This is a genomic window from Natronomonas gomsonensis, assembly GCF_024300825.1.
In the GTDB taxonomy this organism is placed as follows: Archaea; Halobacteriota; Halobacteria; order Halobacteriales; family Haloarculaceae; genus Natronomonas; species Natronomonas gomsonensis.
Map to the genome: position 1 here is coordinate 244,523 of NZ_CP101323.1, position 26,660 is coordinate 271,182.

The 26,660-nt window shown below is 57.1% G+C and carries 22 protein-coding genes and 1 pseudogene; 13 read left to right on the forward strand and 10 right to left on the reverse strand.

Going from position 1 to position 26,660, the window contains the following annotated elements; translation table 11 throughout:
• The first annotated feature begins 35 nt into the window (after positions 1 to 35).
• A complete protein-coding gene (locus NMP98_RS01335) occupies positions 36 to 1,208 on the forward strand; it encodes a low temperature requirement protein A (RefSeq protein WP_254859691.1) in 1,173 nt (390 codons plus the stop codon).
• A 47-nt stretch (positions 1,209 to 1,255) separates the two neighbouring features.
• Complete coding sequence (locus NMP98_RS01340) at positions 1,256 to 1,597, forward strand: DsrE family protein (RefSeq protein ID WP_254859693.1); 342 nt, start codon at positions 1,256 to 1,258, stop codon at positions 1,595 to 1,597.
• Positions 1,598 to 1,613: 16 nt separating this feature from the next.
• On the opposite strand, the gene NMP98_RS01345 is transcribed toward NMP98_RS01340, so the two are convergent.
• Positions 1,614 to 2,246 carry a hydrolase gene (locus NMP98_RS01345; RefSeq protein WP_254859694.1) on the reverse strand — a complete coding sequence of 211 codons (633 nt, stop codon included), beginning with the start codon at positions 2,244 to 2,246 and terminating at the stop codon, positions 1,614 to 1,616.
• Positions 2,247 to 2,551: 305 nt separating this feature from the next.
• On the opposite strand from NMP98_RS01345, the gene NMP98_RS01350 reads away from it, so the two are divergent.
• Complete coding sequence (locus NMP98_RS01350; RefSeq protein WP_254859696.1) at positions 2,552 to 3,601, forward strand: enolase-like domain-containing protein; 1,050 nt, start codon at positions 2,552 to 2,554, stop codon at positions 3,599 to 3,601.
• Between the two features lie 69 nt (positions 3,602 to 3,670).
• Positions 3,671 to 5,253: pseudogene (locus tag NMP98_RS19515) on the forward strand (transposase).
• A 307-nt stretch (positions 5,254 to 5,560) separates the two neighbouring features.
• On the opposite strand, the gene NMP98_RS01365 reads toward NMP98_RS19515, so the two are convergent.
• Positions 5,561 to 6,295 carry a CBS domain-containing protein gene (locus tag NMP98_RS01365; protein ID WP_254859702.1) on the reverse strand — a complete coding sequence of 245 codons (735 nt, stop codon included), beginning with the start codon at positions 6,293 to 6,295 and terminating at the stop codon, positions 5,561 to 5,563.
• Between the two features lie 162 nt (positions 6,296 to 6,457).
• Positions 6,458 to 7,627, reverse strand: a complete 1,170-nt coding sequence (locus NMP98_RS01370) for an AI-2E family transporter (RefSeq protein ID WP_254859705.1) — start codon at positions 7,625 to 7,627, stop codon at positions 6,458 to 6,460.
• Between the two features lie 696 nt (positions 7,628 to 8,323).
• Between NMP98_RS01370 and NMP98_RS01375 the strand changes: the two genes are divergently transcribed.
• Complete coding sequence (locus tag NMP98_RS01375; RefSeq protein WP_254859706.1) at positions 8,324 to 9,460, forward strand: mechanosensitive ion channel family protein; 1,137 nt, start codon at positions 8,324 to 8,326, stop codon at positions 9,458 to 9,460.
• A gap of 24 nt (positions 9,461 to 9,484) precedes the next feature.
• Here NMP98_RS01375 and NMP98_RS01380 read toward each other — a convergent pair whose 3' ends face one another.
• The 5 genes from NMP98_RS01380 to NMP98_RS01400 all read right to left on the reverse strand — a co-directional run bounded on the left by NMP98_RS01380 (position 9,485) and on the right by NMP98_RS01400 (position 13,548).
• Positions 9,485 to 9,766, reverse strand: a complete 282-nt coding sequence (locus NMP98_RS01380; protein ID WP_254859707.1) for a TrkA C-terminal domain-containing protein — start codon at positions 9,764 to 9,766, stop codon at positions 9,485 to 9,487.
• A gap of 229 nt (positions 9,767 to 9,995) precedes the next feature.
• Positions 9,996 to 10,979, reverse strand: a complete 984-nt coding sequence (locus NMP98_RS01385) for a polyprenyl synthetase family protein (protein WP_254859709.1) — start codon at positions 10,977 to 10,979, stop codon at positions 9,996 to 9,998.
• Positions 10,980 to 11,027: 48 nt separating this feature from the next.
• Positions 11,028 to 12,488 carry an MATE family efflux transporter gene (locus tag NMP98_RS01390; RefSeq protein ID WP_254859711.1) on the reverse strand — a complete coding sequence of 487 codons (1,461 nt, stop codon included), beginning with the start codon at positions 12,486 to 12,488 and terminating at the stop codon, positions 11,028 to 11,030.
• Positions 12,485 to 13,093, reverse strand: coding sequence for a TetR/AcrR family transcriptional regulator (locus NMP98_RS01395; RefSeq protein ID WP_254859713.1), 609 nt, complete (start codon positions 13,091 to 13,093; stop codon positions 12,485 to 12,487). The genes NMP98_RS01390 and NMP98_RS01395 overlap by 4 nt, the downstream gene beginning before the upstream one ends.
• 2 nt (positions 13,094 to 13,095) lie before the next feature.
• Positions 13,096 to 13,548: a zinc ribbon domain-containing protein gene (locus NMP98_RS01400; RefSeq protein WP_254859715.1), complete on the reverse strand. Its 453-nt coding sequence runs from the start codon at positions 13,546 to 13,548 to the stop codon at positions 13,096 to 13,098.
• A 226-nt stretch (positions 13,549 to 13,774) separates the two neighbouring features.
• On the opposite strand from NMP98_RS01400, the gene NMP98_RS01405 reads away from it, so the two are divergent.
• The 5 genes from NMP98_RS01405 (at position 13,775) to NMP98_RS01420 (ending at position 18,887) form a co-directional block, all read left to right on the forward strand.
• Positions 13,775 to 14,131, forward strand: a complete 357-nt coding sequence (locus tag NMP98_RS01405; protein ID WP_254859717.1) for a HalOD1 output domain-containing protein — start codon at positions 13,775 to 13,777, stop codon at positions 14,129 to 14,131.
• A gap of 191 nt (positions 14,132 to 14,322) precedes the next feature.
• Entirely contained in the window at positions 14,323 to 15,204 is an 882-nt protein-coding gene (locus NMP98_RS01410; RefSeq protein ID WP_367997249.1) for a M48 family metallopeptidase, read from the forward strand.
• Entirely contained in the window at positions 15,205 to 15,447 is a 243-nt protein-coding gene (locus NMP98_RS19640; protein WP_497007558.1) for a DUF6199 family natural product biosynthesis protein, read from the forward strand.
• A gap of 73 nt (positions 15,448 to 15,520) precedes the next feature.
• The gene (locus NMP98_RS01415) at positions 15,521 to 17,197 is read left to right on the forward strand and encodes a transposase (protein ID WP_254859719.1); all 1,677 of its coding nucleotides are present in this window, start codon (positions 15,521 to 15,523) and stop codon (positions 17,195 to 17,197) included.
• Between the two features lie 451 nt (positions 17,198 to 17,648).
• Entirely contained in the window at positions 17,649 to 18,887 is a 1,239-nt protein-coding gene (locus tag NMP98_RS01420) for a phage integrase SAM-like domain-containing protein (protein WP_254859720.1), read from the forward strand.
• 423 nt (positions 18,888 to 19,310) lie between these two features.
• Here the strand turns inward: NMP98_RS01420 and serA are convergent, their stop codons facing one another.
• On the reverse strand, positions 19,311 to 20,897 hold the full coding sequence (gene serA, locus NMP98_RS01425) for a phosphoglycerate dehydrogenase (protein ID WP_254859722.1): 1,587 nt from the start codon (positions 20,895 to 20,897) through the stop codon (positions 19,311 to 19,313).
• A 205-nt stretch (positions 20,898 to 21,102) separates the two neighbouring features.
• On the opposite strand from serA, the gene NMP98_RS01430 reads away from it, so the two are divergent.
• The 3 genes from NMP98_RS01430 to trpB all read left to right on the forward strand — a co-directional run bounded on the left by NMP98_RS01430 (position 21,103) and on the right by trpB (position 24,061).
• The gene (locus NMP98_RS01430) at positions 21,103 to 21,438 is read left to right on the forward strand and encodes a TIGR04076 family protein (protein ID WP_254859725.1); all 336 of its coding nucleotides are present in this window, start codon (positions 21,103 to 21,105) and stop codon (positions 21,436 to 21,438) included.
• A 297-nt stretch (positions 21,439 to 21,735) separates the two neighbouring features.
• Positions 21,736 to 22,644: a pyridoxal 5'-phosphate synthase lyase subunit PdxS gene (gene pdxS / locus NMP98_RS01435; protein ID WP_254859727.1), complete on the forward strand. Its 909-nt coding sequence runs from the start codon at positions 21,736 to 21,738 to the stop codon at positions 22,642 to 22,644.
• Positions 22,645 to 22,885: 241 nt separating this feature from the next.
• Positions 22,886 to 24,061, forward strand: coding sequence for a tryptophan synthase subunit beta (gene trpB, locus NMP98_RS01440; protein WP_254859729.1), 1,176 nt, complete (start codon positions 22,886 to 22,888; stop codon positions 24,059 to 24,061).
• A gap of 165 nt (positions 24,062 to 24,226) precedes the next feature.
• Here trpB and ppsA read toward each other — a convergent pair whose 3' ends face one another.
• On the reverse strand, positions 24,227 to 26,515 hold the full coding sequence (ppsA, locus tag NMP98_RS01445) for a phosphoenolpyruvate synthase (protein WP_254859731.1): 2,289 nt from the start codon (positions 26,513 to 26,515) through the stop codon (positions 24,227 to 24,229).
• Positions 26,516 to 26,660 lie beyond the last annotated feature (145 nt).

Consider the following 26,660-nt stretch of genomic DNA (forward strand, 5'->3'; position numbering starts at 1 on the left):
GTTTTGAAGCACTACTGTCGGAAACGACACTGTAGATGAAGTCAGCTCCCTCGCGGTTGGCGAGCCTCGAAGACATCGGTGGAGACGAGGAGGAGGAGGAGGTTACGCCGCTTGAGTTGTTCTTCGATCTCGTCTTCGTCTTCGCGATGACGCAGGTGAGTAGTTTTCTCGCCAACCATCTCACGTGGATCGGCGTCGTTCGTGGTGTCGGCTTGCTCGCCGTATTGTGGTGGGCGTGGGTCACTTACTCCTGGTTGACAAACGCCATTCCCGCAGAGGAGGCACTCCCGGCACGAATCGTGCTTCTCGCGGCGATGGCGGCCATGCTTATCGTCGCACTCGCCGTTCCCGACGCTTTCGGTGACGATGGAGTGCTCTTCGGCCTCGCGTACTTCGTCGTCCGGATGTTACACGTCCTCCTGTACGCGCTTGCGACCGACCCAGAGACACGGGATGCGATTTTGCGGCTCGCTCCAGGATTTTTACTTGGACCGATACTCCTCGTCCCGGCAGGGTTTCTCGATGGATCCATGCAAGCATTGCTGTGGGTCCTCGCGCTCGCAGTCGACTACGGCGTCCCGTTGGTCCGAGGTGTGTCCGGTTTCTCCATCCAGGCGAGCCACTTCGTCGAACGCTACCGCCTGATTCTCATCATCGCACTCGGCGAGTCCATCGTAGCAATCGGCGTCGGCGTCAACGCCGGTGGTCTCGCGCTCACTCCGAACGTTATCGTCGCCGCTCTCTCCGGTATCCTGCTCGTATTCGCTCTCTGGTGGCTCTACTTCGACTACGTCGTGCTCGCTGCCGAGCGGCGACTCGTTTCGGCGACCGATTCGGAGCGAGCGGTCCTGGCACGGGACTCCTACAGTTATCTCCACCTCCCGATGGTCGCTGGGATAATCTTTACCGCGCTCGGGATAGAGCAGACGCTCGCACACGTCGGAGAACCGCTCGGGACCATTCCAGCCGTGGCGCTCGGTGGCGGCGGGGCACTGTACTTGATCGGACACAACCTCTTTCGACTCCGCGATACCGGAACGATCAGCGTTCCTCGATTCGTCGTTGCAGCCGGTGCCTGTCTGACAATTCCGCTCTCGATGCGTGTCTCCGCGCTCACGTCGCTGTTTTCGCTGATGGTTCTGTTTGTCGGTCTCTCCGGCTTCGAGACGGCCCGGTCTGAATTTCGCCAATCGGTTCGAGGGAGCTGAATCGACGACGCGAAAACACTTACCGACCGCCGTCCGATGGAATCGGTATGAAGACCGTCTTTCACGTGGCCGATGGGGCTGAGGACGTTCAAGACGCGGCAATCCGATACGCAAGGGGTATCTTTGAGGACGAATCCGTCGAGATGGACGCCGTCGCCGTCGTCGCCAACGCATCTGGTATCGAACTCGTTCGATTTGATTCCGACTACGCCGAGGAAATCGCCGAACTATCCGAGGGGGCTGTCCAGTTCGTCGCCTGCAAGAAATCGATGCAGGCCGCTGGACTGACGCGAGATGACATCCTCGACGTCGTCGAGACGGCCCCCACGTCTGTCGGAGAACTCACGCGGCGTCAGGAAGACGGATACCACTACATCAAGGTCCCCTGAACCTGCCCAAGTAGTCCTACTCGGAGAGGAAGTCCGCGAACTCGACGGCCATCCCGAAATCACCACCGTGATCTTTCGCGATCTGGTGCGCTCGTTCGGCACCCTCAGTCGCCCAGTCTCGTTGCAGTTCGTAGAGGACCTGCGACCACGTTACTGGAGTCACACCGGCTTCGATCATGCGCTCCATCGCACGCTCGTGATCCGCGGTCGTTTGTCCGCCAGATGCATCGGCAACGACGTAGACGTCGTATCCCGCGTCCAGCGCCGAGAGTGCAGCGAAACAGACACAGACTTCAGTCCAGAGACCAGCGATGACCAATCGGTCACGGCCGGTGGCTTCGATGGCTTCGACGAACGCCTCGTCCTCCCACGAGTTCATTGTCGTTCGGTCGATCACCTCCTCGTCCGGCAACGTCTCCGTAATCTCCTCGAAGAGCGGACCGTTGTACTCCCTGCCTATGCTCGTGAGAACGGCCGGCACGTCGTACGCGTCGATGGTCTTTGCCAACCCAGCGACGTTGTTCCGGAGTTCTCCGGTCCCGATGGTGTTGACGCCGAGTACCATCTCGGGCTGGTGGTCGATGAGCGTAATCGCACAGTTCTGGGGCGTGAGCAACTGATCACTCGGAGTAGCAGTTATGTTTTCCATGGGACGCAATCTAAATCCGTTCACGAACCGGAATAAGTGCTTGCGGACAGGAACACCACCAGGTGACAACGATGCCAACTCTCCGACAACCATCCCATGCTGGCGGCCAGGACAGATGCCAGCGCCCCAAGTCTCACCGGATGGAATCGACGCGTCCGCTGGTGGTTGGTCGACCGAATTCCCCTTGAGTTCAAGAAGTCACTCTTCGGTAGCCCTGCACCTCGGAGTCGATGACAGGAGTGTTACCAGGTGCTGCGATTGTCTCTCTCACCTATTAATGGCCTGGGACTGAAGGAGGGCTCACGATGTTGTACGATCACGTCTCCGACCTGGAACTTGAAGTGGAGGACTACGAGCTCGAATGGCGCGAGCGGGACACGACCAGTGGTTTCACCCGCGCGACGACCATCGTCTCGTTACACGGCGACGGCGAAACCGGGCGTGGCGAGGACGTCACGTACGACAACGACGCACACGAAGCCCTCGACGGTTCCGCAGGGGACTTTCCGATAACGGGGGAGTACACCCTCGACGAATTCTCGAGGCACGTCTCCGAGATCGACCTCTTTCATGGCACTGAACCAAACCAGTCGATTTTTCGTAACTACCGACAGTGGGCGTTCGAGAGCGCCGCGCTTGACCTCGCATTGAAACAGGTCGATACGAACCTCGCCGACCGCCTCGGCCACACGTACGACCCCGTTCGATTCGTCGTAAGTACACGTCTGGATGAGCCACCGACCGGCGATGTCGTGCTCGATTGGCTCGACCGCAATCCAGAGCTGGAGTTCAAACTCGACCCGACATCGGAGTGGACTACAGAGGTCGTCGAGCGACTCGCGGCGACCGACGCCGTCCAAACACTCGACCTCAAAGGACAGTACCACGGGACGACGGTCGATCAGCCGGCCGACCCGGAACTGTACGAACGAATCATTGAAGGCTTTCCCGAGGCGCTCATCGAAGATCCAGAATTGAACGAGGAGACGCGACCACTGTTCGAAGGTGAGGAAGCTCGTGTGACGTGGGATTACCCTATTCGCGGAGTCGAGACGGTCGAAGAGCTCCCTTGGCAGCCGGAATGGCTCAACATCAAGCCGTCCCGGTTTGGTTCGGTTCAGTCGCTCTTCGACACAATCGATTACTGCCGAGAGCATGACATCCATATGTTTGGAGGAGGACAGTTCGAGCTCGGTGTCGGACGCGAGCACATCCACGCGGTTGCTTCGTTATTCTATCCCAACGCACCGAACGACGTAGCTCCGAAGGCATACAACGACCCTGATCCGAGCGGTGATCTCCCGGCGAGTCCGCTTGCGCCGCCAACGGTTTCTCGGGGTCTCTCTTGGCGATAGCGAGTGCAAAAGCTACGCTTGTTTGACGAAAGGCATCTAGTTCTACGACTCTGATTGATACCCTCATTGATGGAAAGCAATAGCCGAAGGACTCATGCGTATATGGTCGGCATTGGTCTACGCAACGACCTTGATGGTGGAATCACTCTCAGTGAGGCAATACGGAGGGTTGATGTTCCATTCGAAACTCTTCAGGATTACTATCCCGACCACCGTACTCGTTCGAGGGCATCCTCAAGCTCTTCTACTATCGGGAGATCACAGGCCACAGCTACCGTAAGCTGGCAGAATACCCAGAGTTGGCGGATTCGTTCGGACTGACGCGGATCCCGGACGAGTCGGTCCTCTCCAAAGCGTGGCGCCAGCGCTTCGATGCCAGAGTCCGTGAGTTCATCACGACGGGGGCGCACTACGTCATCAAGGAGATCCATGACCTCGACCTGGGTGTCCCGGAAGCCCGACCAAAAGCGGAGGTAGTTGATCAGCGACGGGACTCCGATGATGTCACTGATAGCGAGGCGAGCAAGTCGTTCTCTGACGAGCAAATCTATCGGACGACGCGATTAGCCCGTGACCACGGCTTCGACGATTTTGACTCTGGGCGAGCAGAGAACGCTTCCTACGCAGACTCACAGTTCTTCGAGCTACAAACGTTCATGGGTATGGTTGGCTGTGGCACGCCCTAAGGCGCCAACCGCTTCCAGTACCGACACCGCCCGGACAGTGGACCACACGGTGATACGCATCTCAGAGCGGTCAAACAGTTCGAGCCGGAAGCGCTGATACAGGGGTTCGATGCGGCGACCGACCGGCTGCTCTCGGTCATTGAGTCTGAAGCGTCGTTCCGCCGGCCTGTGACGGCCGCGATTGATATCACGACTATCCCGTACTACGGCGACGTCGAGGGCATGTCGATAATCAGCGGCACGAAAAACACTGACGTCAGGGCGTTCAAATTCGCGACGTTGTCGATCATCGGGCAGAACATCCCATTGGTCCTGGGTGTGGAGCCGATTCGGGAGAGCTCGGAATGGGATAGGAATCCGCCGAATAAGATCCATCGTGTCGTCCGAAGCCTGGTGAAGCGAGCCCAGGAACACGTCCCCATCGAGACTGTACTTTGTGCCCGCGAGTTCGACTCTCAACAGGTCTATCAGACGCTCTCAAACCTCGGCGTGAACTACCTCATCCCGAAACGGATCAACAGCACCGAGCGGGACATCATCCAAACGATGGAAACAGATGGCGAAGCGGTCGCTGTTGAGACTGCTTCCGTCCACGTCGAAGCTGGAAACCACCAGATGCGGTTCCTGTACGTACCCTCGACGAAAGGCGATGGCACAGCTGCCTTCGCGACGAACCTCAGGGTGGGCCCAGATGAAGCAGAGACGGTCTGTCGCCGATACAGTCGCCGCTGGCAGATCGAGAACGAGTACAAAAGCATCAAGCACGATTTCCTCGCGAAGACCTCCTCGAAGGATTACAGGGTTCGGCTGTTCTACTTCGTGTTCGCTGTACTGCTGTACAACATCTGGCGACTCACCGACTTCCTGCTGAAAGCTGACGTGGATGGGCGGATGGACTATGCACCTGTGTTGACTGCTGGTGAATGCATTGAGATCGTCGTCTCGGTGCTGATTCCCCCTGACTAATGGACTGAACCCCGCTGGGTCCACTCTCTTGGAGTGGCAACACTGGTCAGCACCGCCAGAAACTAGCTACTATCATACTCTTTCGATAGTTGCGGCCAAAAGAGTCCAATCTACTGGTGAAACACCGAGTAGAAGCACAAGCTGGCGGAGATATTAGCGAAAACTAGGCCAGCCTCCGAAACTCTGGGGACTACCAAAGCAAGACAATAGTTGAGACTGGCTCTCTCAATGCATAAAGCCCAGGCTAGTTGTTCGATTTGCCGTCAAACCGTATGATACTCAGGCCCCCCGCGCACGAATTCAGCAGTTACACTGAGGAGAAGTACGACTGACCGAAGCGAAGCAGGTCTCGGTCAAATGCTTCTGGGTCGTCGACTCGAAAGTGGAAGAGCTGATTTCGCATATCCCCGATTTCAAGGACTAGCTCGCGAATTACGTCCTGTTGATCATCGAAGAGTGATTCAAATTCTGCCCAGTGGATCGAGATGAATTGGGCATAGTGTGCGTAACTGCAGTGCTCGATTGACGTTGGCGTCGGCAGTGGGTGTTCCTCGTCGAAGGTTTCGGCCAACTGCTCCGACAGTGAATCTCCGAACACTCGCGTGAAAATCTCGCGCAACTGCATTTCGATAGACTCGATCAACAGAAACGGCTCGAGCATCTGTTTCAGTCGCGTCAGGAGGTCGTAGTCGGTCAGAATCTGCCACTCGTCGTCTCGATCGACCACAATGTACGTGTACTCTGCGAGTGAATCGAATACGGCGAGAAGGTTCTCGTCTTCACTGATGGTGTGTGCATCTTCGACGGCCGCTCCGACCGAGATCTTATCGAGCGTTTTGTGCCCGACATCCAGCCGCTGGAATGCAAGGAGGGTCCGGACCACGGACCTGTAGGTGACAATCCCGACGAGCTCGCTGTCACGTTCGACACCGATCTGGGTGTAGCTGTTCTCGAACATCCGACGGAGCGCCGATTCGAGCCCGAGGTCATATTCGACGGTCTGGAGGGTGTTTTCGATGGGCAGGTCAGCGATTGTGTACATGGATGCTCAGAAGGTTGGTTCGTAGCTAACTATGTGTTTCCGTCTGTATCCAAATGACCGCTTTGTCTAGGTAGTATTCGATGTCTCTAGGTGTTGGTCGGTAAGATGCGTCTCGGCTTCTGTTCACAGATATGGAGACAAACATTGCTATTAGCGGGCTATTCAGTAGTCCGAGAGACTTGATTGTTCATGTGGCTGTCTGCCGGTGAGCACGTACGATGCAATAGTTCTAAAGAACTCTGCGAGGAGGACAAGCAGTATTGGGCCAAGAAAAATCCCGTAGAACCCGAACGCGATCGGTCCGAGAATATAGGCAAACATCAGTAGGCCCACATGTGTCCGGTTGCCGCTCACATACGGGCGGATTAGAAAGTCAGGAATCGTATCGACGACTACGAACGCTAAAAGGAGAAACAGAATCACGAAGCCAAACGCGCTTGGCTGACCACTGGCGACGGCTGCAACCGCGAGAATCGCTCCGACGGGGAGATACACGATTTTCATCCCGACAACTGGAATTAAACTTCCTGCTCCTGTGAGTGCACCGACTAGGGGCGCAAATGGAACTTTTACTGCTTCGGGTGCAACAAGATTATATCCAGAAAAGACAAGAATCCCGATAATTCCCGTCACAAATGCGTTCAGGATATTACCGAAGAGAATAGAAGACAGTTCATCGTCAACAGCTACTGCGTATGATTTGACAACACCTGACTCATCAAAATTGTCGAGGAACCAGCCTACGAGCTGCGAACCATCGGTGAGTAAATAATACGTTCCGGCCAGAAGAATGAATCCATGGAGTGCTGCGTTTGCGATGAGGCCTACTGAATCAATCAGCGTAGTCACCATTCGTTCTGCCCATGTTTGAACTGCGGGATTGTTGAGAATCGCTGCAACCTCCTCAGGACTCATTGCTAGTATGTCACTGATCTCTAACCCTACAAGTGGTGCCGGAAGTCCACTCCCTTGTGCCGACTGCAGTGCAGAGAGATATGCTGCACCAGGACCGTTCCCGCCGACGAAGCGCTGGATCTCGGGTACCACTAGCACAAGGGTATAGGTGAGCAAGAAGAGAAACGGCAGTAGGAAAACAGCAATCGTAGTCACTGCAAGCACCTGACGGCGATAGGGAAGGTAACGGCCTTGGAGTCGCGATGGAAGCGAAAAGTTATCGAGCTTTCGATAAATTGGGCGGCTTGCATAGTAGAGAAAAACCGTGAACACGAGCGTCGCCTGAAACTGAATTAAGACAAAAACGACAGCAATTAGCAATCCTACCCCTCCTATTCCGAAGAGAATTCGTCGCCGTAGTCTTGCGTCGTAATTCATTCAGCTAATGATTACAACGGTATGGAAAAGGTATGTTGATATTGGAGTGCTGACTTTCGCTCGTTAACCTACAATCGTGGTTGGCTCATTTATCGCCCAGAAGACAATACGAAAAACATCATGACGCAATCGCCATGAGAAACCAAGACGACATCTGAATTGTCGGCTAGATCTGCTTGAACCCAGCGAGACACCGTCACGGAGGTTGTCTAATGTTTACAAAAAGAGCGATCACCACCGACAATCAAAGAGGAAAATGTAACCACGGGGGCTATCTGAAAAGACGACCAGCACGCCACTCCCACAGTGACTCAACTGATATCCAAACCAATATCCAGAGGGCGGTCAGGCCCACCACAAGAACTGTAGTTGAGAGCACCCCGAACGGTTCTACCGTTCTGAATAGGAGGGGTGTGAAAATGAGGATCAGGACTACAACAGATCCCAATCCGGCGAGTGCACATACAAAGTGCTCAATCCGTGAAGGGGTGGATAGCTGATTGCTAGCTGGTCTTGCCTCCTGACTGACCGAGGACGGTTTGCTCATACATACCACCTTCTGAATAAAGCTTCGTGATTGGCATATAAAAAATCTTGGTAGCTATTCACACAGCCTGAGGATTCCTCCGCTTTCAGGCGGGGAGAGGATGTTACACCCCGTATATTATCATAGGAGACGTGCCAACGCTTGTGTCTATGCTCTCGTCCTTCCTTGTCCCTCTCCAATCTAGCACGGAATTCACCGAAACGGTGGCAGTAGTCGCTGCAGCAGTCATCGTCGGTGCTGTGATCTGGTTCCTGGGAAAACGCCTGAGAACCCGACTTCGAACGGAGAACGCCGAAGTCGTCCGGGCGGGACTCCTCCTGGTTGTGGCAAGCGTCGCCGCCGTCGTCTTGGTGCTCCGATGGAATGCGGCTCGGACCGCACTCTCGGTCGTTGGTGTGCTTGAATTCGGTATTGAGGCTGGTGTCCGCCTCCTACTTACGATACTCCTGTTCGTCGCCGCGTACACCGTCACCCGTATCCTGAAGCGGTTCCTCCTCGGCAGTGGCAGCTCGAACCACCGCGTCACGTCCGACCACCAGCGTCGGGTCAGCTACTACGTCACTCAAGTCGTGATCTACGTTTTCGCCGTATTCGGAACGTTCTCACTGTGGGGTGTCCAGCTAAGCGATCTTCTGCTAGGAGCCGGCGTCCTGGGTATCGTGCTGGGGTTTGCGGCCCAGGAGACGCTCGGATCGATTCTCGCAGGGTTTATTCTCATGCTCTCGCGCCCGTTCGCCATCGGGGACTGGGTCCGAATCGGCGATCACGAGGGATTCATCACCGAAATCACCATCAACAACGTCCGACTCCGTAATCTCGACGGCGAACACGTTGTGCTCCCGAACGAAGCCGTGAACAATCGAACGATCATCAATCGCAGTATCGAAGGAAAACTTCGGCTCCGGGTCGAAGTCGGGATCGATTACGACGTTGATCCCGACCATGCCGAAGCTGTCGCTCTGGAGGCAATCACGGAACTCGATGAGATCATGAGTCAGCCCGCCCCGCAGGTACTCCCGGTTCGATTCGACAATTCGGCCGTGATACTCGAACTGCGATTCTGGGTCGACAAACCGACTCCACAACGGAAATGGCGAGCCACGCAAGTAGTCATCCACAATGTCAAGGCCGCGTTCCGACGGGAGGGAATCAAGATCCCGTTCCCGCAACGTGAACTCACGGGGCGAACAGAAACCGGTGGCTTTCGAGTCGTTGACGACGAGCTGAGCGGCCAACCTGAGGCGGATTCATACCCGCCGACATCATCGCCAGATCGATCCGAGTGAGCGGGAGCAGCGTCCCTCCCTCGATTACCGATTCCCTTCGAGTCGAGTTCGTGCCTCGGCAATCGTGTCCGCACGACCGAGGAGTGTCACCATATCTCCACGCTCGAGAACGGTATCCGGCGTCGGAACGAACCGCTCGCCGTCCTGCTCGACGAGTCCAATGATACAGCCCTCGGGCAAATCGAGCGCCGCGATAGTGGTTTCAACGACCACCGGAGCGTCCACGGTCACGTCGCTCACGTCCCCTCCGTCACCGAACTCGGACAGCCATGAGAACAGCCCGGGGCGTAACAGTATGTTGTCCATCGTGGATGCTGTCGCCAAAATCGGTAAAACCGTCCGAACCCCGAAGTCCTCGAAGGCGTCTCGGTTCTCCGGATCGTTCACCTGCACGACAAACTCGTCAACACCGAATCGTGTCCGGGCCGTCTGACACGCTAGAATGTTTTGATCGTCCCAGCTCGCCTATGATGAACACTCGATAACAGCCTGGGGAAACCGGTAGCCGACAGCTGGCAGGGTATTGCAACCGCATCTATTGGATTCTATTGACAACCAACTCAGCGAGCCCTCGGAGGTGATTCGTGGCCGTCGTTTTCGGGAACGGAGCGAGAAACTCTTTGGCTGTTCGTGCGTATTCGGTGGCTCGCTTCTGGCCGTACGCGATGCTCCCGCTGGATTCGAGCTCCGAGATGAGTTGTTCGTCGGACGTATCAGAAGCATTCGCTAGAACGGACACGTCGACGCCGTGCCGTCGCGCGTGAATCGTGATGAGTGTTGCTTTCCCTTGGCGCACGTCACTGCCACGTGTCTTTCCGAGTGTCTCGGTCTCGCCAGTGAGGTCGAGTACGTCGTCATAGAGCTGGTACGCGACGCCCAGATTTCGACCATATGCGGCCGCACGGTCGGCAGTGCGATCATCGTGCCCAGCGAGCACCGCGCCCATACGAGCCGAAGCTGCAAAGAGTGCCCCCGTCTTCAGTCGGGCCATCTCGAGGTACTCGGTCTCGGTCACCGAGTCACAGTGCTCGAACGAGAGGTCAAGTGCCTGTCCCTCACACAGCTGTCTACACGCCCGTAGAAGCGTCCGGTGACAGACCAGGATTTCATCGGCGGAGACGTCTGTCTTGAGAAGTGTCTCGAACGCTCTCGGGAAGAGGACATCTCCCGCGAGGATGGCGGTTGACGTGTCCCACTTCGCATGAATGGCCGGTTCGCCCCGGCGTAACACGTCCTCGTCGATGACATCGTCGTGGATGAGCGACAGTGTATGAACCAATTCGACGGCAAGCGCCGCTGGTAGTATTCCGTCTCGTGCTTCCTCGTCAGCACCCAAAGCCTCTGCAACGAGGAGGAGCATCGTCGGCCGAAGTCGCTTCCCGCCCGCACGGATCGGATGCTGTGCGGCTTCGTACAGGTACGCTGGTGACCCAATCGAGCAAGTATCCAATGCGCCGGAAATCCGCTCGGCGTATCCGCCAAGCACATCCTCGAGGTCTGTATCGTCTCCCGTGTTCATGAAATTATTTGCTTGATAGGGTGTGTGGTCATGATTCGGTGGACCCACTCAGTCATCACCTGTCGGCACGGACTCACGCGCCTCGCCGATAACGCTTTCAGCCCATGTTCCACGAAGGAACCACAGTACGGTTGCGAGCATCGCCAGCACGTTCGAGAGCGCGATGGCGTACCAGACGCCGGTCGCGCCCATGCCGAGCCATTCCATGAAGACGTACGCTGGCGGGAGCCGGAACACCCACAACGACAGGATCGCGAACACCATCGCCGTCCGGGTTGATCCACTGCCGCGGAACGCCCCTTGAACGACCTGGAAGACGCCGATGAACAGGAACGTCGGCCCGATGATCCGGAGGTAGTCGCCCCCGATGGCGATGACGTCGGGCGCTCCCGGAATGAAGACGGCCGTGATGGGTTCGGCGAACAGATACGCGACCGCTCCGGCCAGCGCGAGGACGACGGCGACGATACCGCTGCTGTACCCGACTGCACGCTTCGCCCGCTCGGCCTGGTCTGTCCCGAGGTTTTGCCCGACGACTGTCTCCGTGCCCCGGGCCAGTCCCAGCGCCGGGAGGAACACCAGCGAGTTGAGACGGTTGCCGATACCGAGTGCGGCGACGGCGTCGTCGCCAGCGAAGGCGACGAGTGCGGTGAGGACCGTAATCCCTAGCGCCCGCGTCGACTGCTCGACGCTTGAGGGCGCACCCAGCGAGACGATCCGCTTCACCATCGTCGGGTCGAGCTTGAAATCCGACAGCGAGAGGTGGATACCCACTTTTCCAGAAACGAGCCAATACATCCCGAGAATCGCACCGACCCCTCGTGAAAACACGGTCGCGATGGCCGCACCCTGCACGCCGAACCCCTCGAACCCCGTCGTCGCGTACAGCCACGACTGGAGTCCGTCGAGCCCGAGTCCACTCAGGAGAACGTTCTGGTCGAACCCGAGGATTAGGAACGGGTCGAGGATGACGTTGAGCGCGACGCCGAGGGCCATCAGGTACAGCGGGGTTCGGGTGTCGCCCCACCCTCGAAGCAGTGCCTGAAAGATGAAGAATCCGAACATGAAGACGACGCCGAGGAAGATTGTGCGGGTGTACTCGACGGAGAGCGCGTACTCAACCGTCCCGGGCGTCGCCCCGACGAGGGAAACGAGTGATGGGGTAAGCACGTACCCGAGGACGGAGAAGACGGCCGCGACGACGGCGACGAACGCGATGGTCTGGCCAGCAGCATAGTCGACACGGTCGTCGTTCCCTGCGCCCTTGTTCTGGGCGACGAGGACCGTTCCGGCGACAGTGAACCCACCGGCTACGGAGATCATCAAAAAGACGAGCGGCCACGAGTACGAGAGTGCCGAGACGGCCTCCTGCCCCAGTCGGCCGACCCAGAACGTGTCGGCGAGGTTGTAGCCGACCTGAAGCATCTGGGAGAGGACGATCGGAAGCGAGAGTATCACCAGCGGCTTCAGCAGCTCACCGTCGGTGACGTTGACATCGCGCGTGCTCACGCAGTACGCCTCAGTTCCGAGTCAATATACGAGGCCAGCGAGACGCGTGCTGCCGCGGCGGCGCTTTTGCGGTCTGTCGTCGCGCGACCGTACATCGCGCCGTTGACCGTCGCTAGGATATGCTCCGCAACCCGCGACGGGTCGACATCACGGAACGTGTCTTCCTCAATACCGTGGTCAACAATGCCCCGAATGGTGGCTGCCAGCCGTTCGTCGATCTGTGTGAACTGCTCGCGAAATACCCCGTTCGTCACGGCCTGTGACCGGAGGCCAACTAGTACCGCTTGGAGCTGCCGTTGTTCCTCGTCGGGCTGAAGCGGGAGGAGCTTCTCAATGACGTGCTCGAGATCCGCTGCCGGCTCATTACCTGTCTCTGTATCGATCGTCTCTTCGAATCTATCGACGGCGAACTCAAGAAACGCGACCAGAAGGTCGTCTTTCGTGTCGTAGTGGTAGTAGATAGCAGCCTTCGATTTGTCGAGTTCGTCGGCGATTCGGGAGATCGACAGGTCGGCGTAACCGTGGTTAAGTAGTGCTCGATAGGTGGCTTCCATAATCTCTTCTTCGGCGGTGCTCCAGTGCTTTTCGGGTGAATCAGAAGCCATTGTCAGTTTGATTGGTTCTCGTCGAGTGGTTCCAGTTTGGTGACGTCGACGACGTTGAATTCGGTCGTACACCAGTGGCAGAATCCGAGATCGGGGTCGACCGGCTTTCCGCAGGCAGGACAGGCTGGAGATTCATCAGCCCCTGTTGGCCCGACAGTATTGTTTGCCTGGAATCTATCGGTTCGTCTTCTAACCTTCGCGATGAGATACGCGTCAACGGCGCTGGCGGCACTGATCAGAACTATCGGGAGAGTCGAGAATGGATCGGTTAGCGTACCCGAACTAAGCGCGGATATCGTTGACTCGGGGACGAACAGAACTGAAGCAGCAACGATGAGTCCTAGCCATCCAAGCGCTCTCAGCCAGCGCCGGAGGTAGAAGTGGCCAAGTCCGGTGACCACTATCCCCAGAAGCGCAGCGAGTAGTGGATTGTTTCTGAGTGAGACTCGTCCCATACTACTGACTAAACGTTCGGTAGGTGTTAAACCCTTCGTCTAACCTGAGAAGGCCATTGCCAGAGGCATGATAAGATACACACTACATATCTGAGTGTACTAGTTTTGAGCCGTATATTCGGCAGATAGGCAAATTATGGCTGAGGATATTGCCTGGTTCGAGGCGGTCTACTCTAACGTGAGATGAGGGGAAAGATTGATACTTACCGAACGTTCAGTTAGGGCCGTGGCGCGACCCGAAGCGCCCGAATACACAATGACCGATGAATCTCGGCCCGCTGACGAATTGACAGCATCGTGGCACGGCCGCTACCTGGCTCGCTGGGGCAATGAGACACCCCTCTACGAGGCCGTCACCGACGCCGTATCGACCGTTACCGGCGATGCCCGTTCAGCAGTCGCCTCCCGCTATGATCGGGCGCATGCGTTCGCGCTCAGTCAGCTGTTCGGCGGAGCTGACGGACCGTCGACGCCATCGACTGGAGTGGTCAAGTTCGTTCTCTCCGAGTGTGTCGTCTCGGTCCACAGCGACGGGCAACTCTCGGTCAGCCTCGCTGACCGTGAACGTAACGCGATTGACTAATCACATACATACATGCATAGACTCACCGCGAACAGCAGACCCGATACAGGATTGACGGCCGGACTCGATCGAACAATCGTCACCCGGAGACTGAATCGGGTTGATGGACCAGCCAGCCCCGAAACTGAGTATACTCCCGAGACCACCTCTACAACATAACTCACATGCGACATTTTGGACTCAAAATACGGATGGCCGTCGTCGGTGCACTTCTCGCGGGGTTCTACCTCGTGGCCGTCGCCGCAGCGATGGTCGCGTTCGGCGAGGGCATCCTCCCGATTGCCATCGTCGGCAGCATCCTCTTGATCGGAATCCAGTATAAAGTCGGCAAGTGGGCCGCGTTACGGAGCGTCGGGGCCGAAGACCTGCCTGAGACCCAATACGCAGAGATTCATCAGTTCGTTGAGCGCGTCTGTCGAGAGAAGGAGATGAAGAAACCGTCGTTGAAAATCGCCAGTATGGGCGTTCCGAATGCGTTCGCGGTCGGTCGCCGCGGAAACGGAACCGTGGTCATCTCTCAGGAACTCATTCAACTGCTTGACCGAAGCGAGCTCGAAGGCGTCATCGCCCACGAACTCGCCCACATTGACAATCGCGACGTCATCACGATGCAACTCGGTCAAGGCATCGCATCCATTGTCGCTATCGTTGCGCAGTACATCGTGTTGTTCACTGGCGAGAACGACCTCGCAGATTTCTTCCTCGCGGTCGTCGTCGGGAACATCGTCCAGTTCGTCGTGATGATCTTCGTGCTCGCGATTTCCCGGTACCGTGAATACGTCGCCGACGCCGACGCCAGGGATGTCATCGGGCAGGGCGAACCACTCGCTCGCGCGCTTGAGAAAATTCATCAGGGCAACCAGCAGGCCCAACAGTCGGCTGGACGTGCCCAGCGCGGCCGTGGGTCGGCTAATCGGCGTGGCCGCGGGCGAGGGAGTCAGCGCTCCCGCGACGCGAACGTTGATCAGCAGGTGAGCGCACTCTGTATCTCCAGCTCTGACCGTGGCTTCCTCCAACAAATCGTCTCCACGCACCCGCCCATGGAGAAGCGTATCCAGCGGCTCCGCTCGTAGATGCCCGGGGTCCGCGAACTCCTCGCAGTCGTTCTCGGCGTCCTACTCGGCATTGTGTTGATTGTCGCCCCACAAACAGCACTCCGACTGTCCGTATTCGTTGGCCCGAACCGTCGACGTCGTAGTGACTACGGCACAGACAAGCACGACTCGCTCTCCGACCAGTGGACGTGGCTCATTCGTGGACTCGGTGTCTTATGTCTCGCTATTGCGCTCTTTATCGCGTATCAAACGTATGCCTGACTGGTCCGCCAACACATCTCTATCTCTATAGCTCCAGAGAAACTCATCGATATGAGATACTGAGGTAGTGAATATGACGGCAACCCCGGAGTCTCGTCGGGTGGTCTTCCGACGGATCGCAAGACGTTCGCATACTGATTGGCCGGCGTACGATTCGACACCCTTGTACGATCGGACGTCGCTTGCTGGTCTGGAATCGGACGTTCGTATCGTCTCTGCAACGTGGTTCAGACACGATGATCATACCTCCGTCGAGCAATTCGTCTGCTCGCTCCCGTTGGCCTATGTCATCTTTGACGCCGAGGATCGCTACACCGGGCCCACACGATACGAGATGTCTACGCTCTTTCGGGTGTTCGTACTGAAAGAACTCCACGGATGGGAGTACGAAACAGCTCTCGTCGACTACCTAGAGAACCGTCCTGTACTCTGTGAGCAACTGGGGTTCGAGACGATCCCAGAGCAGTCAACACTGTGGCGAAGCTGGCACGAGCGGTTCTCCGCTGACCTCCGAGAGACTGTCGAGACAGCGGCTCGAACGATCCTCATCAAAGCACAGAATGCAGGTGTCGCGGTTCCGCGTGAGCCGGCACGAAAGCTCCGATACCACGAGAACGAGTCTGGTGAGTCAGACTCGGATGAGCAAACTACGTTGGAGCAGGCAGAGAAGATCACTGACCACGTCAGCCGCATCGTGTTCCCGGCGTTTTCATTGGACCGTGGGGACGGCTGTGAAATTCACGAGAACGCCTACTGGGGCTTGCAGACCTATCTCGGACTCCGTGAGAGACTGGCTGCGAACGAGGGCGCTCGTAGTTTCACCTACGAGTCGACTCGTGAGCGGACACCACTCGGACATGCCCACCGCGACCACATTCGTGACCTCTCCATCGCGGAGATCCGCGAGATGTACCGACAGGCGGTCAATAGGCTCCTGAGCGAAGTCGCGGAGACAGGGGAGTTCTTCCGAGCCGGGATCGTCGCAATCGATATCACCGAGGCTGACCCGTTCACCGGCGATAGAACGGGCCACGAAGACGAAATCATCGGCACCAAGGAGAACACGGAGGAGTACGCCTACCAGTGGGCCACCGTCCAGTTAGTCGGGAATGCCGTTCCGATTGTACTGGACGCACGGCCAGTTCGGAAGGGGGAGTCCCGCTTGGAAATTGTCAAGGACCTCTTGGATTCTGCTGAAGAGATGGTACACGTTGATAACGTGCTGATGGATCGGGAGTTCGACAGTCAGCACGTCCTGGAGATGCTCAGCCAGCGTGGCCTGTCGTATGTCGTTCCCAAGCGGATGCAGACCAGCGAGAAGGCTCAGGCGAAGCGATTGCTCCGGCGTGACCAAGACCGATACGAGACCGACCGAAAGCTCCACCTCGGGAAGAACGAATGGCACGAAACGACGCTGATTTACCGCCGGAAAGAAGACTCCGAGTACGACGACCACCGACAGTACTCGGTGTTCATGACGAATTGCGGGAGTGGGCACCTCACAGAGTACGGGTATCGGTGGGAGATCGAAAGCGGCTACAGGTCGATCAAACGGTTCATGGCTGCGACGACGTCGAAGGACTTCGGGTTACGGTTCTTCTACTTCGCGTTTGCGTGTCTGCTGTACTCGATTTGGCGGGCAGTCGATCTGCTCGTCCAAGTTGAATTGACCGGGGAGTACGAACACTCACCGATCGTGACAGCCGACAATACGCTCACGCTGCTGAAGAAGGAGACTGGAATCGGGTAGTAAAGCTCTCAGTCAAGGTTAGCGCGCCGTCTGAGTGGCCACACTGTTGGAAGTCTCGGAAATTCGCCCATACGTTAAGGAGTATGACAAGAATGGTCGCTTGGAGATCGATCTGAGGTAGTTTCCGCTGACCAAACCGCTCAAATTCACGCATCATAGCCCCGCTAAGCCCGCTGTAGTCTCAACTTCCAAAGCAAGAGATTTCATATAGCACTATACAGTTTACAAGATGGGTATTCGGCCCAATCAAGCGGATACAGTGCCTGTAGGTGTCGAAAATCTCGAATAAGATTCTGCGCTACATTGGTCATGATTACTCTGATAATCACGATCACTTTGAAGTACCCTGCCGCCGTCGGTGAAGCACGAATGCTGCAACCGCCTCACGCCGCCGCTTCCCCCGGGGTAGAGCCGCCAAAAGTCGGGACGCAGGACCACGGAGGGTGGACTGATGTCTGACCGAGCGCTTTCGACGCCGCTTGACGACAGCTTCGAGCGGTACCTACAGGACAAAGGGAAGGGCCGCGGTGGCGATGGCGGGAACTACCGCCGAAACGCAGCGCGCGAACTCAAGCGGTTCACCGAATGGGCCGCCGGCGCCCGCGGTAACGACGACTGGACCGGAATCGTTCCCGATAACGCCGACTCACAGCCGACCTTCGAGCACCTCGACGAACGAGTCTTCCGAGAGTACGCCCGTCACCTCGCCGGAGATCGTGGACTCAAGCAGAACACTGTACAAACCTATTACCGCTATATCTCTGCGTGGTGTGGATGGTGCGTCAACGAAGGCTACCTCGAGGCGCACTACGCCCAGCGGGCGAGTGCGATAGCCCCACTACCAGAAGATGACGGTCGTAAGCCCGGTGACCAGCAGGCTTGGACCTCCGAACAGCGACACACGCTTACCCAACACGTCGACGACCAAGCCCGCGCCGCGGTCAAGGCCTACACGACTGTCCCGGAGGATACTGGTTCTCTAGACAAACAGCGGGCGCGCTACGCGGCGCTGAAGGCGGCTCGTGACCGTGCCCTTGTGTTCCTCCTCGCGTACACAGCTGTCCGGGTTGGCGAACTCCTTCGGGATCCGAATGACCCGCGTCGACGCGGTGTCCGTTGGGAAGACCTCTCTCTCAACGACGGGAGTATGGATGTCTACCGAAAGAAACAGCAATGGGACGCCGCGAGTCTCCCCGATCCGGTGATCGCTCCGCTTCGGAGCTACCGGAAGCTAATGGATCCACCGGCGGAGCGGTGGCCAGTATTTCCGACGTTCGATCAACGGACCCTTGCGGGGCTCGTCCGAAAGGAGCTAGCCGACCGAGGAAACGTACCGGATACAATCGCTAAGAACCGTGAAAGGTACGCTCGTGACCTTCTGTTGGCGCTCGATGAGGACGTTCGGCCGCCATCGATTACGACAGATGGCGCACGGTCGATTCTCAAGCGACTCTCAGAGGCCGCAGAAATCGATATCGACCATCCGAAACACGACTATCTCGCCCCTCACGGCGGTCGACGTGGCATGGGCGAGGTTCTCGTTCGAGCGTTCGGCTACACCGTCGCAGCGCGATATCTTGACAATTCAGAGGAGATGGTCCGCGAACGGTACTCTCACATCGAAGCTGGAGAACTAGGCGATATTGCCGCTGATGCACTAAAAGAGGTGGATGGTGAGCATCTTAACTGAATAATTATGAAATCGATAGACGAAGTACGTCGATTGTCGTAGAAAGGTTTTAGTAATTGTCGATAACACCATATGACATGGAGTACGTGTGCCCAGACTGTGGAGAGACAGCTGAAATGGGAAAGTTCCCCTCAAAATGCTCCAATTGTGGTTTTACTCCAAAGCAAGGAGCTGATTGAGGCGACAGTGTTGTTTTGATTCACACCTGTCGGAACTAAGTCACAAATCACCAACCGAATTCTCGACACGGGTGTTATTGCACCCGGCCTTTCGTAAAACAGCTGTTCATCCCTGGATACATAGCCCGTCAGTACCGGCCGCGACGGATACAACTCGCTAACAAAATGAGCTGATGCGAATCAGTACTATGGCCTTAGGAACTCTTCTACATTCGGTTTCTCTCACGGCACAGTCGGGGGTTCATCATTGACCGTTTAGCGTGATATCATTGATTTCGATAATGCGTTCGTCAGCCTCGAGATCCTCTTTTGCTTCATCCGGCATCGGACTGTCGACGTTGTAGACTGTTAGTGCCGTGCCGCCGATCGTCTCGCGCGCGTTGAACATCCCTGCGATGTTGACGTCGTATTCGCCCATTACCCGCCCGATAAAACCGATAACCCCCGGCTCGTCGGCGTTGCGCGTTACGACCATGTTCCCGTGTGGGATGGCATCGACACGGTAGCCATCTACGCGGACGATACGTGGGTCGTTGTCAGCGAACAGCGTTCCATCGACCGAGATTTCGTTGCCGTTGTCGTCGCTGACGGTTACCGAAAGCAGGCTCTGGAAGTCCTCGGACTGTCTGGTCTTTGATTCGGTAACGTCGACGCCCCGTTCATCGGCGATTTGTGGCGCGTTAACTGCATTGACTTGCCATTTGAGCGGTTCGAAAATCCCTTTGAGTGCAGAGGCAGTGACGAACTCGATGCTCTCATCGGCGATTTCGCCCTCGTAGACGACTTCGATGTTCTCGATACGGCCATCGAGTAGTTGGGCGGCCACTTTACCGGCGGTTTCGGCGATTTCGATGTAGGGCTCAAGGCGCGGGAACGCGCTCTCATCAATCGACGGCGCGTTCAGGGCATTGGCAACCGGCTCGCCAGCCAGGGCGGCGTTGACCTGGTCGGCTGTGGAGGTAGCAACGTTCTCCTGGGCAGCCTCCGTTGATGCTCCCAGATGGGGTGTGACGATAACCTCGTCGTACTCAAGTAGCGAGGAATCGGGGGAGAGGGGCTCCTCAGCGAAGACGTCCAGCGCAGCACCAGCTAGGGTGCCATCACCCACCTTCGTCGCGAGAGCCTCCTCGTCGACTACGCCGCCACGAGCGCAGTTGATGAGATAGCCGTCTCCAAGGGTGTCGAGTTCCTCCTCACCGATTAGCCCCTCTGTCTCCGGAGTTAGCGGCGTGTGGACAGTCAAGAAGTCCGCCCGTTCGAGACTCTCCTCGAGACCAACGAGCTCGGCGCCGATTCGTTCAGCGCGTTCCTCACTAATGTAGGGGTCGTAGGCGGCGACTTCCATACCTAGTGCATCGAGTTTCTTGGCGACCTCCTGTCCGACGCGGCCGAGGCCAACGACACCCATCGTCTTCCCGTTGAGTTCGGTACCGAGGTAGTCGCTTTTGGCCCACTCGCCGTTCTTCAGGCGGATATGCGCCTCTGGAATCGAGCGGGCGGTCGCAAACGTCATTGCGACAGTGTGTTCAGCAGCAGCACGAACGTTGCCCTCGGGGGCGTTGGCAACGATAACGCCCTGGTCGGTGGCGGCTTCGATGTCAATGTTATCGACGCCGATGCCTGCTCGTCCGACGATGACTAAATCTTCGGCGGCCGTGAGAACCTCCTCGGTGACTTCGGTTCCAGAGCGAACAATCATTGCGTTGGCGTCCGAAACTGCCTCAAGCAAGTCGTCGCCCTCAAGTTCATAGCCTGTTTCGACCTCGTGACCCGCGTCTCTGAGTACATCTAGACCCACGTCTGTAATGGGATCTGTAACTAACACCCTCATGTGTGAACAACCCTCTTACGTGGAAGGTAAAAATTCTTCCGCTCAAAGTGAGGAGCACTCGCCATCCGCTATCCCCGACGTGTCTTGTAGGGCAAGGTAACGCGACGGCAAGATTCATGCGTGTCGTATCTCTCTTTTTCCGAACAGTGACTCGATGGCGGTACAGGAAATATTTATTTGACGGCCCTGTCATTGTTCCACCGCGATGACACAGAATGTCACAGAAACCGAGTACACTCTACACGACCTTCGCGTGGAGTGTGTCGAAATAAATGGCGAAGCGGCGGCCAGTTACGAAGTGGGCGACTACTTCGAAGTCCACGGGGAAGAACTCGTGTTCCCTGATGGACAACCGTTCTCGATGTATGCGTTATCGTCGCTTCTTCCTCTCCTTCCCGCGAAACAGCGAGAGGCAGATTCCGACGACTGGATGTCCTCAAACGTGAGGGTAGCCGGGCCGGACCCCGATATCGCTGGAATCTTCGAAATCACTCAGACTGATACGCGCACAGTCAGCTACGAGGAAGTCACTGATGAGTAGCAATCAACACCAGAGCTAGTACGGTCGTCCATCGGACGGAGACGCATAGTCTGGTACAGTGACATCGGAAACTTGCGGCTGACTGGTGGTGTGGGGAGCACCCGATTGGAATTCGTTCATCCGAGGTGTTCAGCCTAGGGGAGTTGAGATTTCGGGTGTGCGAAAGCAATCACTGAGTGGGTACAACACCCGGAGAAAATCAACGAGAGCGGGCGAAAGCACTGGGGTTTCGAATGAACCGTTGGAACTACCGAGCGGCAATAGATATATAATGACGGGTGAAAAATGTGGGCAGGTATGACAGAACCTTCCGATTTGAACGACCTCCGGCAGGGTACGGAACTCATCAAACGCGGCTTCGCGAAGATGCAGAAAGGCGGGGTCATCATGGATGTCGTTAATCGTGAACAGGCTCGAATTGCTGAAGACGCTGGTGCGGTTGCAGTAATGGCTCTTGAGGCGGTCCCAGCAGACATCCGTAAACGGGGAGGAGTCTCTCGAATGGCCGACCCAGCAATCATTCGCGAGATTATCGACGAAGTCTCGATCCCAGTCATGGGTAAATCGCGAATCGGCCATACAAAAGAAGCCGAGATTTTGGAAGCGGTTGACGTGGATATGGTCGACGAGAGCGAGGTGCTGACCCCTGCCGACAACCGCTATCATATCGACAAGCGCGACTTCACCGCCCCCTTCGTTTGCGGGGCCCGAAACCTCGGTGAGGCGCTTCGACGAATCGACGAAGGTGCCGCTATGATTCGCACGAAAGGAGAGGCCGGAACGGGCGATGTTAACCAAGCTGTCCACCACCAACGGAATATCAAAGGGGCCATTCGCAGCTTAGAAGGGATGGCCTTTGAGGAGCGTGAGTCTTGGGCCCGAGAAAACGAAGCCCCGGCCGAACTGGTACACGAAACCGCAGAGATGGGTCGTCTCCCGGTAGTGAACTTCGCTGCAGGTGGCATCGCTACACCGGCAGATGCCGCTTTGATGATGCACCACGGGTGCGACGGCATTTTCGTTGGTAGTGGAATCTTCGGAGCTGAAGACCCTAATTCGATGGCCAATGCCATCGTTAACGCGGTCAACAATTGGGACGATGCCGAAACTCTCGCGGAGATTGCCAGCGGAATCGGCAAAGGCATGAAGGGGAAAGCCAATGTCGACCTCTCTCAAGAGGAGCAACTGCAGGAACACGGTGTGTGAGTACGGGCTTAGGTGACCAAGGAGATCCAGCCACTACACAGTATACGTTTACGTTCGGTCTCGCTATGCCAGACCCCGGGATTGCTCTAGGTGGCATGGAAGCCGATGTTGGCGGTTATCGCACGGGCCGTTCGGGATGCTGTCGACATGCACCGTTTCAGCGATATAGTTGCCATCTGGGCGTTCCAGATGATTATGTCTGGAAGGAAAATTTATATATGATTACATCGATACTGCTGCTATGGGTCTTGATGACTCAGCGCAAGGTGCAACCTTTGGACAGTTCGGCGGACGTCATGTCCCGGAAGAACTAGAAGCGGTACTTGAGGACCTGGCCAACGAATACGATCGCCTAAAAGACGATCCGGAGTTCCAGCAGGAACTCGATGACCTGATGCGTAATTTTGCAGGTCGTCCGACGCCGCTTTACCACGCGCCAGCACTTTCCGAGAAGTACGGAGCGACCATCTATCTCAAGCGTGAGGACCTCGTTCACGGTGGCGCTCACAAGCTGAACAACGCTCTCGGTCAGGCACTGCTGGCCAAACACGCGGGCAAAGACCGACTTATCGCGGAGACGGGAGCCGGCCAGCACGGGACGGCTACCTCCATAGTTGGCGCACTCACCGGCCTCGAGACGGAGATTTATCAAGGAAAAAAGGACGTCGAGCGACAGCAGATGAACGTCTTCCGGATGGAACAGATGGGCGCCAGCGTCAACGAGGTCACGCGTGGTGGTGCCGGCCTCGCCGATGCGGTAGATGCGGCAATGGAAGACCTAATTAAAAACTCCGAAGACACCCACTATATGGTCGGATCAGTTGTCGGCCCCGACCCCTGGCCGCGAATGGTCCGCGATTTCCAGTCAGTAATCGGCGAAGAAGCACGTGAGCAAATTCTCGATCAGGAGGGACAGTTGCCGGATGCTGCTATCGCTTGTGTTGGCGGTGGATCGAACGCAATGGGGCTGTTCCATCCGTTCTTCGAGGATAAGGAAGTCGATTTCTACGGCGCAGAGGCTGCCGGAAAGGGGCTTGATACTGACAAACACGCGGCACCGCTTTCGGAGGGCGATGATGAGGTGTACCAGGGCATGCGAACGCGAGTAATCGATGATGATGTCGACGTACACTCCATTGCTGCCGGGCTCGATTACCCCGGCGTCGGACCAGAGCATGCGAACTATCAAGCGCTGAACCGGGCCTCGTATCACGGCGTCACTGACGACGAAGCGCTCGAAGCCTTCCAAGATCTCTGTGAGTACGAAGGGATCGTTCCGGCCCTTGAGTCGAGCCACGCTGTCGCACTCGCGAAGAAACTGGCCGCCGATATGGACGAGGACGACGTTCTACTCGTAAACGTGAGCGGACGAGGCGACAAGGACGTCGAAAAGATTGCCGAAGAATACCTCAGATAACCCGCTGTAACCGTTTCTTCTCGAGTGGTGGCCTCGATTTGCAGCGTTTTTCGAGACGGCATCGCCACGTTATGTTGATGGCCGTTCCGGTATGGGACCATCGCAGAGATAGGGAGACGGCGATGGTTCTCACTTACAGTGTCGGAGAAAATCCGGTAGGAGACGTTATCGCACGGAGTCCAACAGCAGTTTCTGTTCGACGCGTTTGACTTCGTGTTGGACATCGCGGACGGCGTCGATGTTCGCCGAAATCGAGGAGACGCCTTCGTTGACGAGGAACCGCGCCATCTCGGGTTTCGACCCGGCCTGTCCGCAGATGGACGTGTTGACGTCGTGTTCGCGGCAGGTCTCGATGGTGGTGCCGATGAGTTTCAACACGGCGGGATGGAGTTCGTCGAAGCGGTCGGCGACGTGTTCGTTGTTGCGGTCCACAGCAAGCGTGTACTGGGTGAGGTCGTTCGTCCCGAAGGAGGCGAAGTCGATGCCCGCCTCGGCCATCGCTTCGACGCCCAGCGCCGAGGCCGGCGTCTCTATCATCACGCCCCAGTTTCGCTTTTCGGGGTCGATGCCGGCCTCTCCCATGAGGTTCCGGGCCCGAATGACGTCCTCGGCGTCGTTGACGAGCGGGAACATGATTTCGACGTTGTCGTAGCCCATGTCGAAGAGTCGGCGGAACGCTTCGAGTTCGTGGGCGAAGACGTCGGGGCGGTCGAGACTCCGGCGGATGCCCCGATAGCCCAACATCGGGTTGTGTTCGTGGGGTTCGTCGTCGCCGCCTTCGAGTTGGCGGAACTCGTCGGTCGGCGCATCCAGCGTCCGAACGCGGACGGGTCGGGGGTAGAACTCGTCGGCGACGCCGCGGACGCCCTCGACGATTTCCTCGACGTAGGCGTCGACGCCGTGGTCGTCGATGTAGCGTTCGGGCGTCTTGTTCGTCGAGAGAATCATGTGCTCCATGCGGAGCAGGCCGACGCCGTCGGCGCCGGTCGCGGCCGCGCGTTCGGCGGCTTCCGGAATCGAGACGTTGACCTTCACTTCCGTCGCCGTCATCGGCTTGACTGGGTTCTGAGGTCTGACATCGTCGAGGGCATCCGTCTCCTCTTCGGAATCGACGCTCGTCCCGTTCAGGACCGCGCCCTTGTCGCCATCGAGGGTGATGGTTTGTCCGTCTTCGAGTACCGCCGTAGCGTCAGTCGTTCCGACGACTGCAGGAACGCCCAGTTCCCGGGAGACGATGGCGGCGTGGCTGGTCATGCCGCCCTCGTCGGTGACGATGCCGCTTGCGCGCTTCATCGCCGGCACCATATCCGGCATCGTCATCTCGGTGACGATGATATCGCCCTCGCTGACCTTGTCGACATCGTCGAGTTTGCGGACGATACGGACCGGGCCGTCGGCGGTACCAGGGCTCGAACCCAGGCCGTCGACGAGTACCTCGCCATTCCCCGAAGCGGACCCATCGTTAACACCGGTGTCGGTGGCGGATGTCTCGACGTTGCTGTCGGCGTCGTCTTCGTCGATGGTTGTAATCGGGCGCGATTGAAGCATGTAATCCCCCGCATCGGTCATTGCCCATTCGACATCCTGTGGTGTGCCGTAGTACTCTTCGACACGTTCGCCAAGGTCTACGAGTCGGGAGATATCCTCATCGGAAAGCACTCGTCTGGTGCGTTTTTCCTCGGGGACGTCCCGTTCGACCGTCTCACCGGTTTCCTCGTCCTTCAGGTGCATCACCTTCTTTTCGGCAACAGTTACGTCGATTTCCCGGTTGGTTCGTTGGACCACGTAGTTGTCCGGGGACACCGCTCCGGACACTACTGCTTCACCGAGCCCCCAAGCGGCTTCGATAACCATTGTTGAATCACCCGTTGACGGGTGGCTAGTAAACATCACCCCCGACTTCTCAGCATCAACCATCTGCTGGACGACGACAGCGATGTTAACCACCGAGTGATCGAATCCCTGCTCTTGTCGGTAGTAAATCGCCCGCTGCGTGAACAGCGAGGCCCAGCATTCTCGAACTCGGTCGAGGAGGTCATCACCTGTGACGTTCAGGAAGGTGTCTTGTTGGCCAGCGAAAGAGGCGTCCGGCAAGTCCTCTGCGGTTGCCGACGAGCGGACCGCGACAAAAGCGTCATCCTCCCCGATTTCGTGGTAGGAGCCGAGGATCTCGTCTCGGAGTTCCTCGGGGAACGGTGTCTCGAGAATGAGTTCCTGTGCACGGTCCGAAGCGGTCATCAAGGCACTTGAGTCCTCAACATCGACATCGACGGCATCGAACAGTTCCTCATCGATTCCTGCGTTTTCAATAAACGTCCGGTAGGTGCCTGCCGTTACAACAAATCCCGGTGGAACGGGCAATTGAGCCTGCATAAGCTCGCCAAGAGATGCACCTTTTCCCCCGACTACCTCGATGTCGTCAGCACTAACCTCATCCAACCAGAGTACTGGCATCTGTACATGACGATGGTATAACTGAATAAAGAGTTTTACGGCTTTTGACACAGGTGGTCGGATGATATCGGGACGAACTAACACTGCGGAACTGTCCAGTTGCGGCCTGACAGAAAGAGCTCGTGTGGCCTGACTCAACAGCACA

Coding starts and splice junctions, on each gene's coding strand:
- NMP98_RS01335 (WP_254859691.1), top strand. CDS start 36: ATGAAGTCAGCTCCCTCGCGGTTGGCGAGCCTCGAAGACATCGGTGGA.
- NMP98_RS01340 (WP_254859693.1), top strand. CDS start 1,256: ATGAAGACCGTCTTTCACGTGGCCGATGGGGCTGAGGACGTTCAAGAC.
- NMP98_RS01345 (WP_254859694.1), bottom strand. CDS start 2,246: ATGGAAAACATAACTGCTACTCCGAGTGATCAGTTGCTCACGCCCCAG.
- NMP98_RS01350 (WP_254859696.1), top strand. CDS start 2,552: ATGTTGTACGATCACGTCTCCGACCTGGAACTTGAAGTGGAGGACTAC.
- NMP98_RS01365 (WP_254859702.1), bottom strand. CDS start 6,295: ATGTACACAATCGCTGACCTGCCCATCGAAAACACCCTCCAGACCGTC.
- NMP98_RS01370 (WP_254859705.1), bottom strand. CDS start 7,627: ATGAATTACGACGCAAGACTACGGCGACGAATTCTCTTCGGAATAGGA.
- NMP98_RS01375 (WP_254859706.1), top strand. CDS start 8,324: ATGCTCTCGTCCTTCCTTGTCCCTCTCCAATCTAGCACGGAATTCACC.
- NMP98_RS01380 (WP_254859707.1), bottom strand. CDS start 9,766: ATGGACAACATACTGTTACGCCCCGGGCTGTTCTCATGGCTGTCCGAG.
- NMP98_RS01385 (WP_254859709.1), bottom strand. CDS start 10,979: ATGAACACGGGAGACGATACAGACCTCGAGGATGTGCTTGGCGGATAC.
- NMP98_RS01395 (WP_254859713.1), bottom strand. CDS start 13,093: ATGGCTTCTGATTCACCCGAAAAGCACTGGAGCACCGCCGAAGAAGAG.
- NMP98_RS01400 (WP_254859715.1), bottom strand. CDS start 13,548: ATGGGACGAGTCTCACTCAGAAACAATCCACTACTCGCTGCGCTTCTG.
- NMP98_RS01410 (WP_367997249.1), top strand. CDS start 14,323: ATGGCCGTCGTCGGTGCACTTCTCGCGGGGTTCTACCTCGTGGCCGTC.
- NMP98_RS19640 (WP_497007558.1), top strand. CDS start 15,205: ATGCCCGGGGTCCGCGAACTCCTCGCAGTCGTTCTCGGCGTCCTACTC.
- NMP98_RS01415 (WP_254859719.1), top strand. CDS start 15,521: ATGACGGCAACCCCGGAGTCTCGTCGGGTGGTCTTCCGACGGATCGCA.
- NMP98_RS01420 (WP_254859720.1), top strand. CDS start 17,649: ATGTCTGACCGAGCGCTTTCGACGCCGCTTGACGACAGCTTCGAGCGG.
- serA (WP_254859722.1), bottom strand. CDS start 20,897: ATGAGGGTGTTAGTTACAGATCCCATTACAGACGTGGGTCTAGATGTA.
- NMP98_RS01430 (WP_254859725.1), top strand. CDS start 21,103: ATGACACAGAATGTCACAGAAACCGAGTACACTCTACACGACCTTCGC.
- pdxS (WP_254859727.1), top strand. CDS start 21,736: ATGACAGAACCTTCCGATTTGAACGACCTCCGGCAGGGTACGGAACTC.
- trpB (WP_254859729.1), top strand. CDS start 22,886: ATGGGTCTTGATGACTCAGCGCAAGGTGCAACCTTTGGACAGTTCGGC.
- ppsA (WP_254859731.1), bottom strand. CDS start 26,515: ATGCCAGTACTCTGGTTGGATGAGGTTAGTGCTGACGACATCGAGGTA.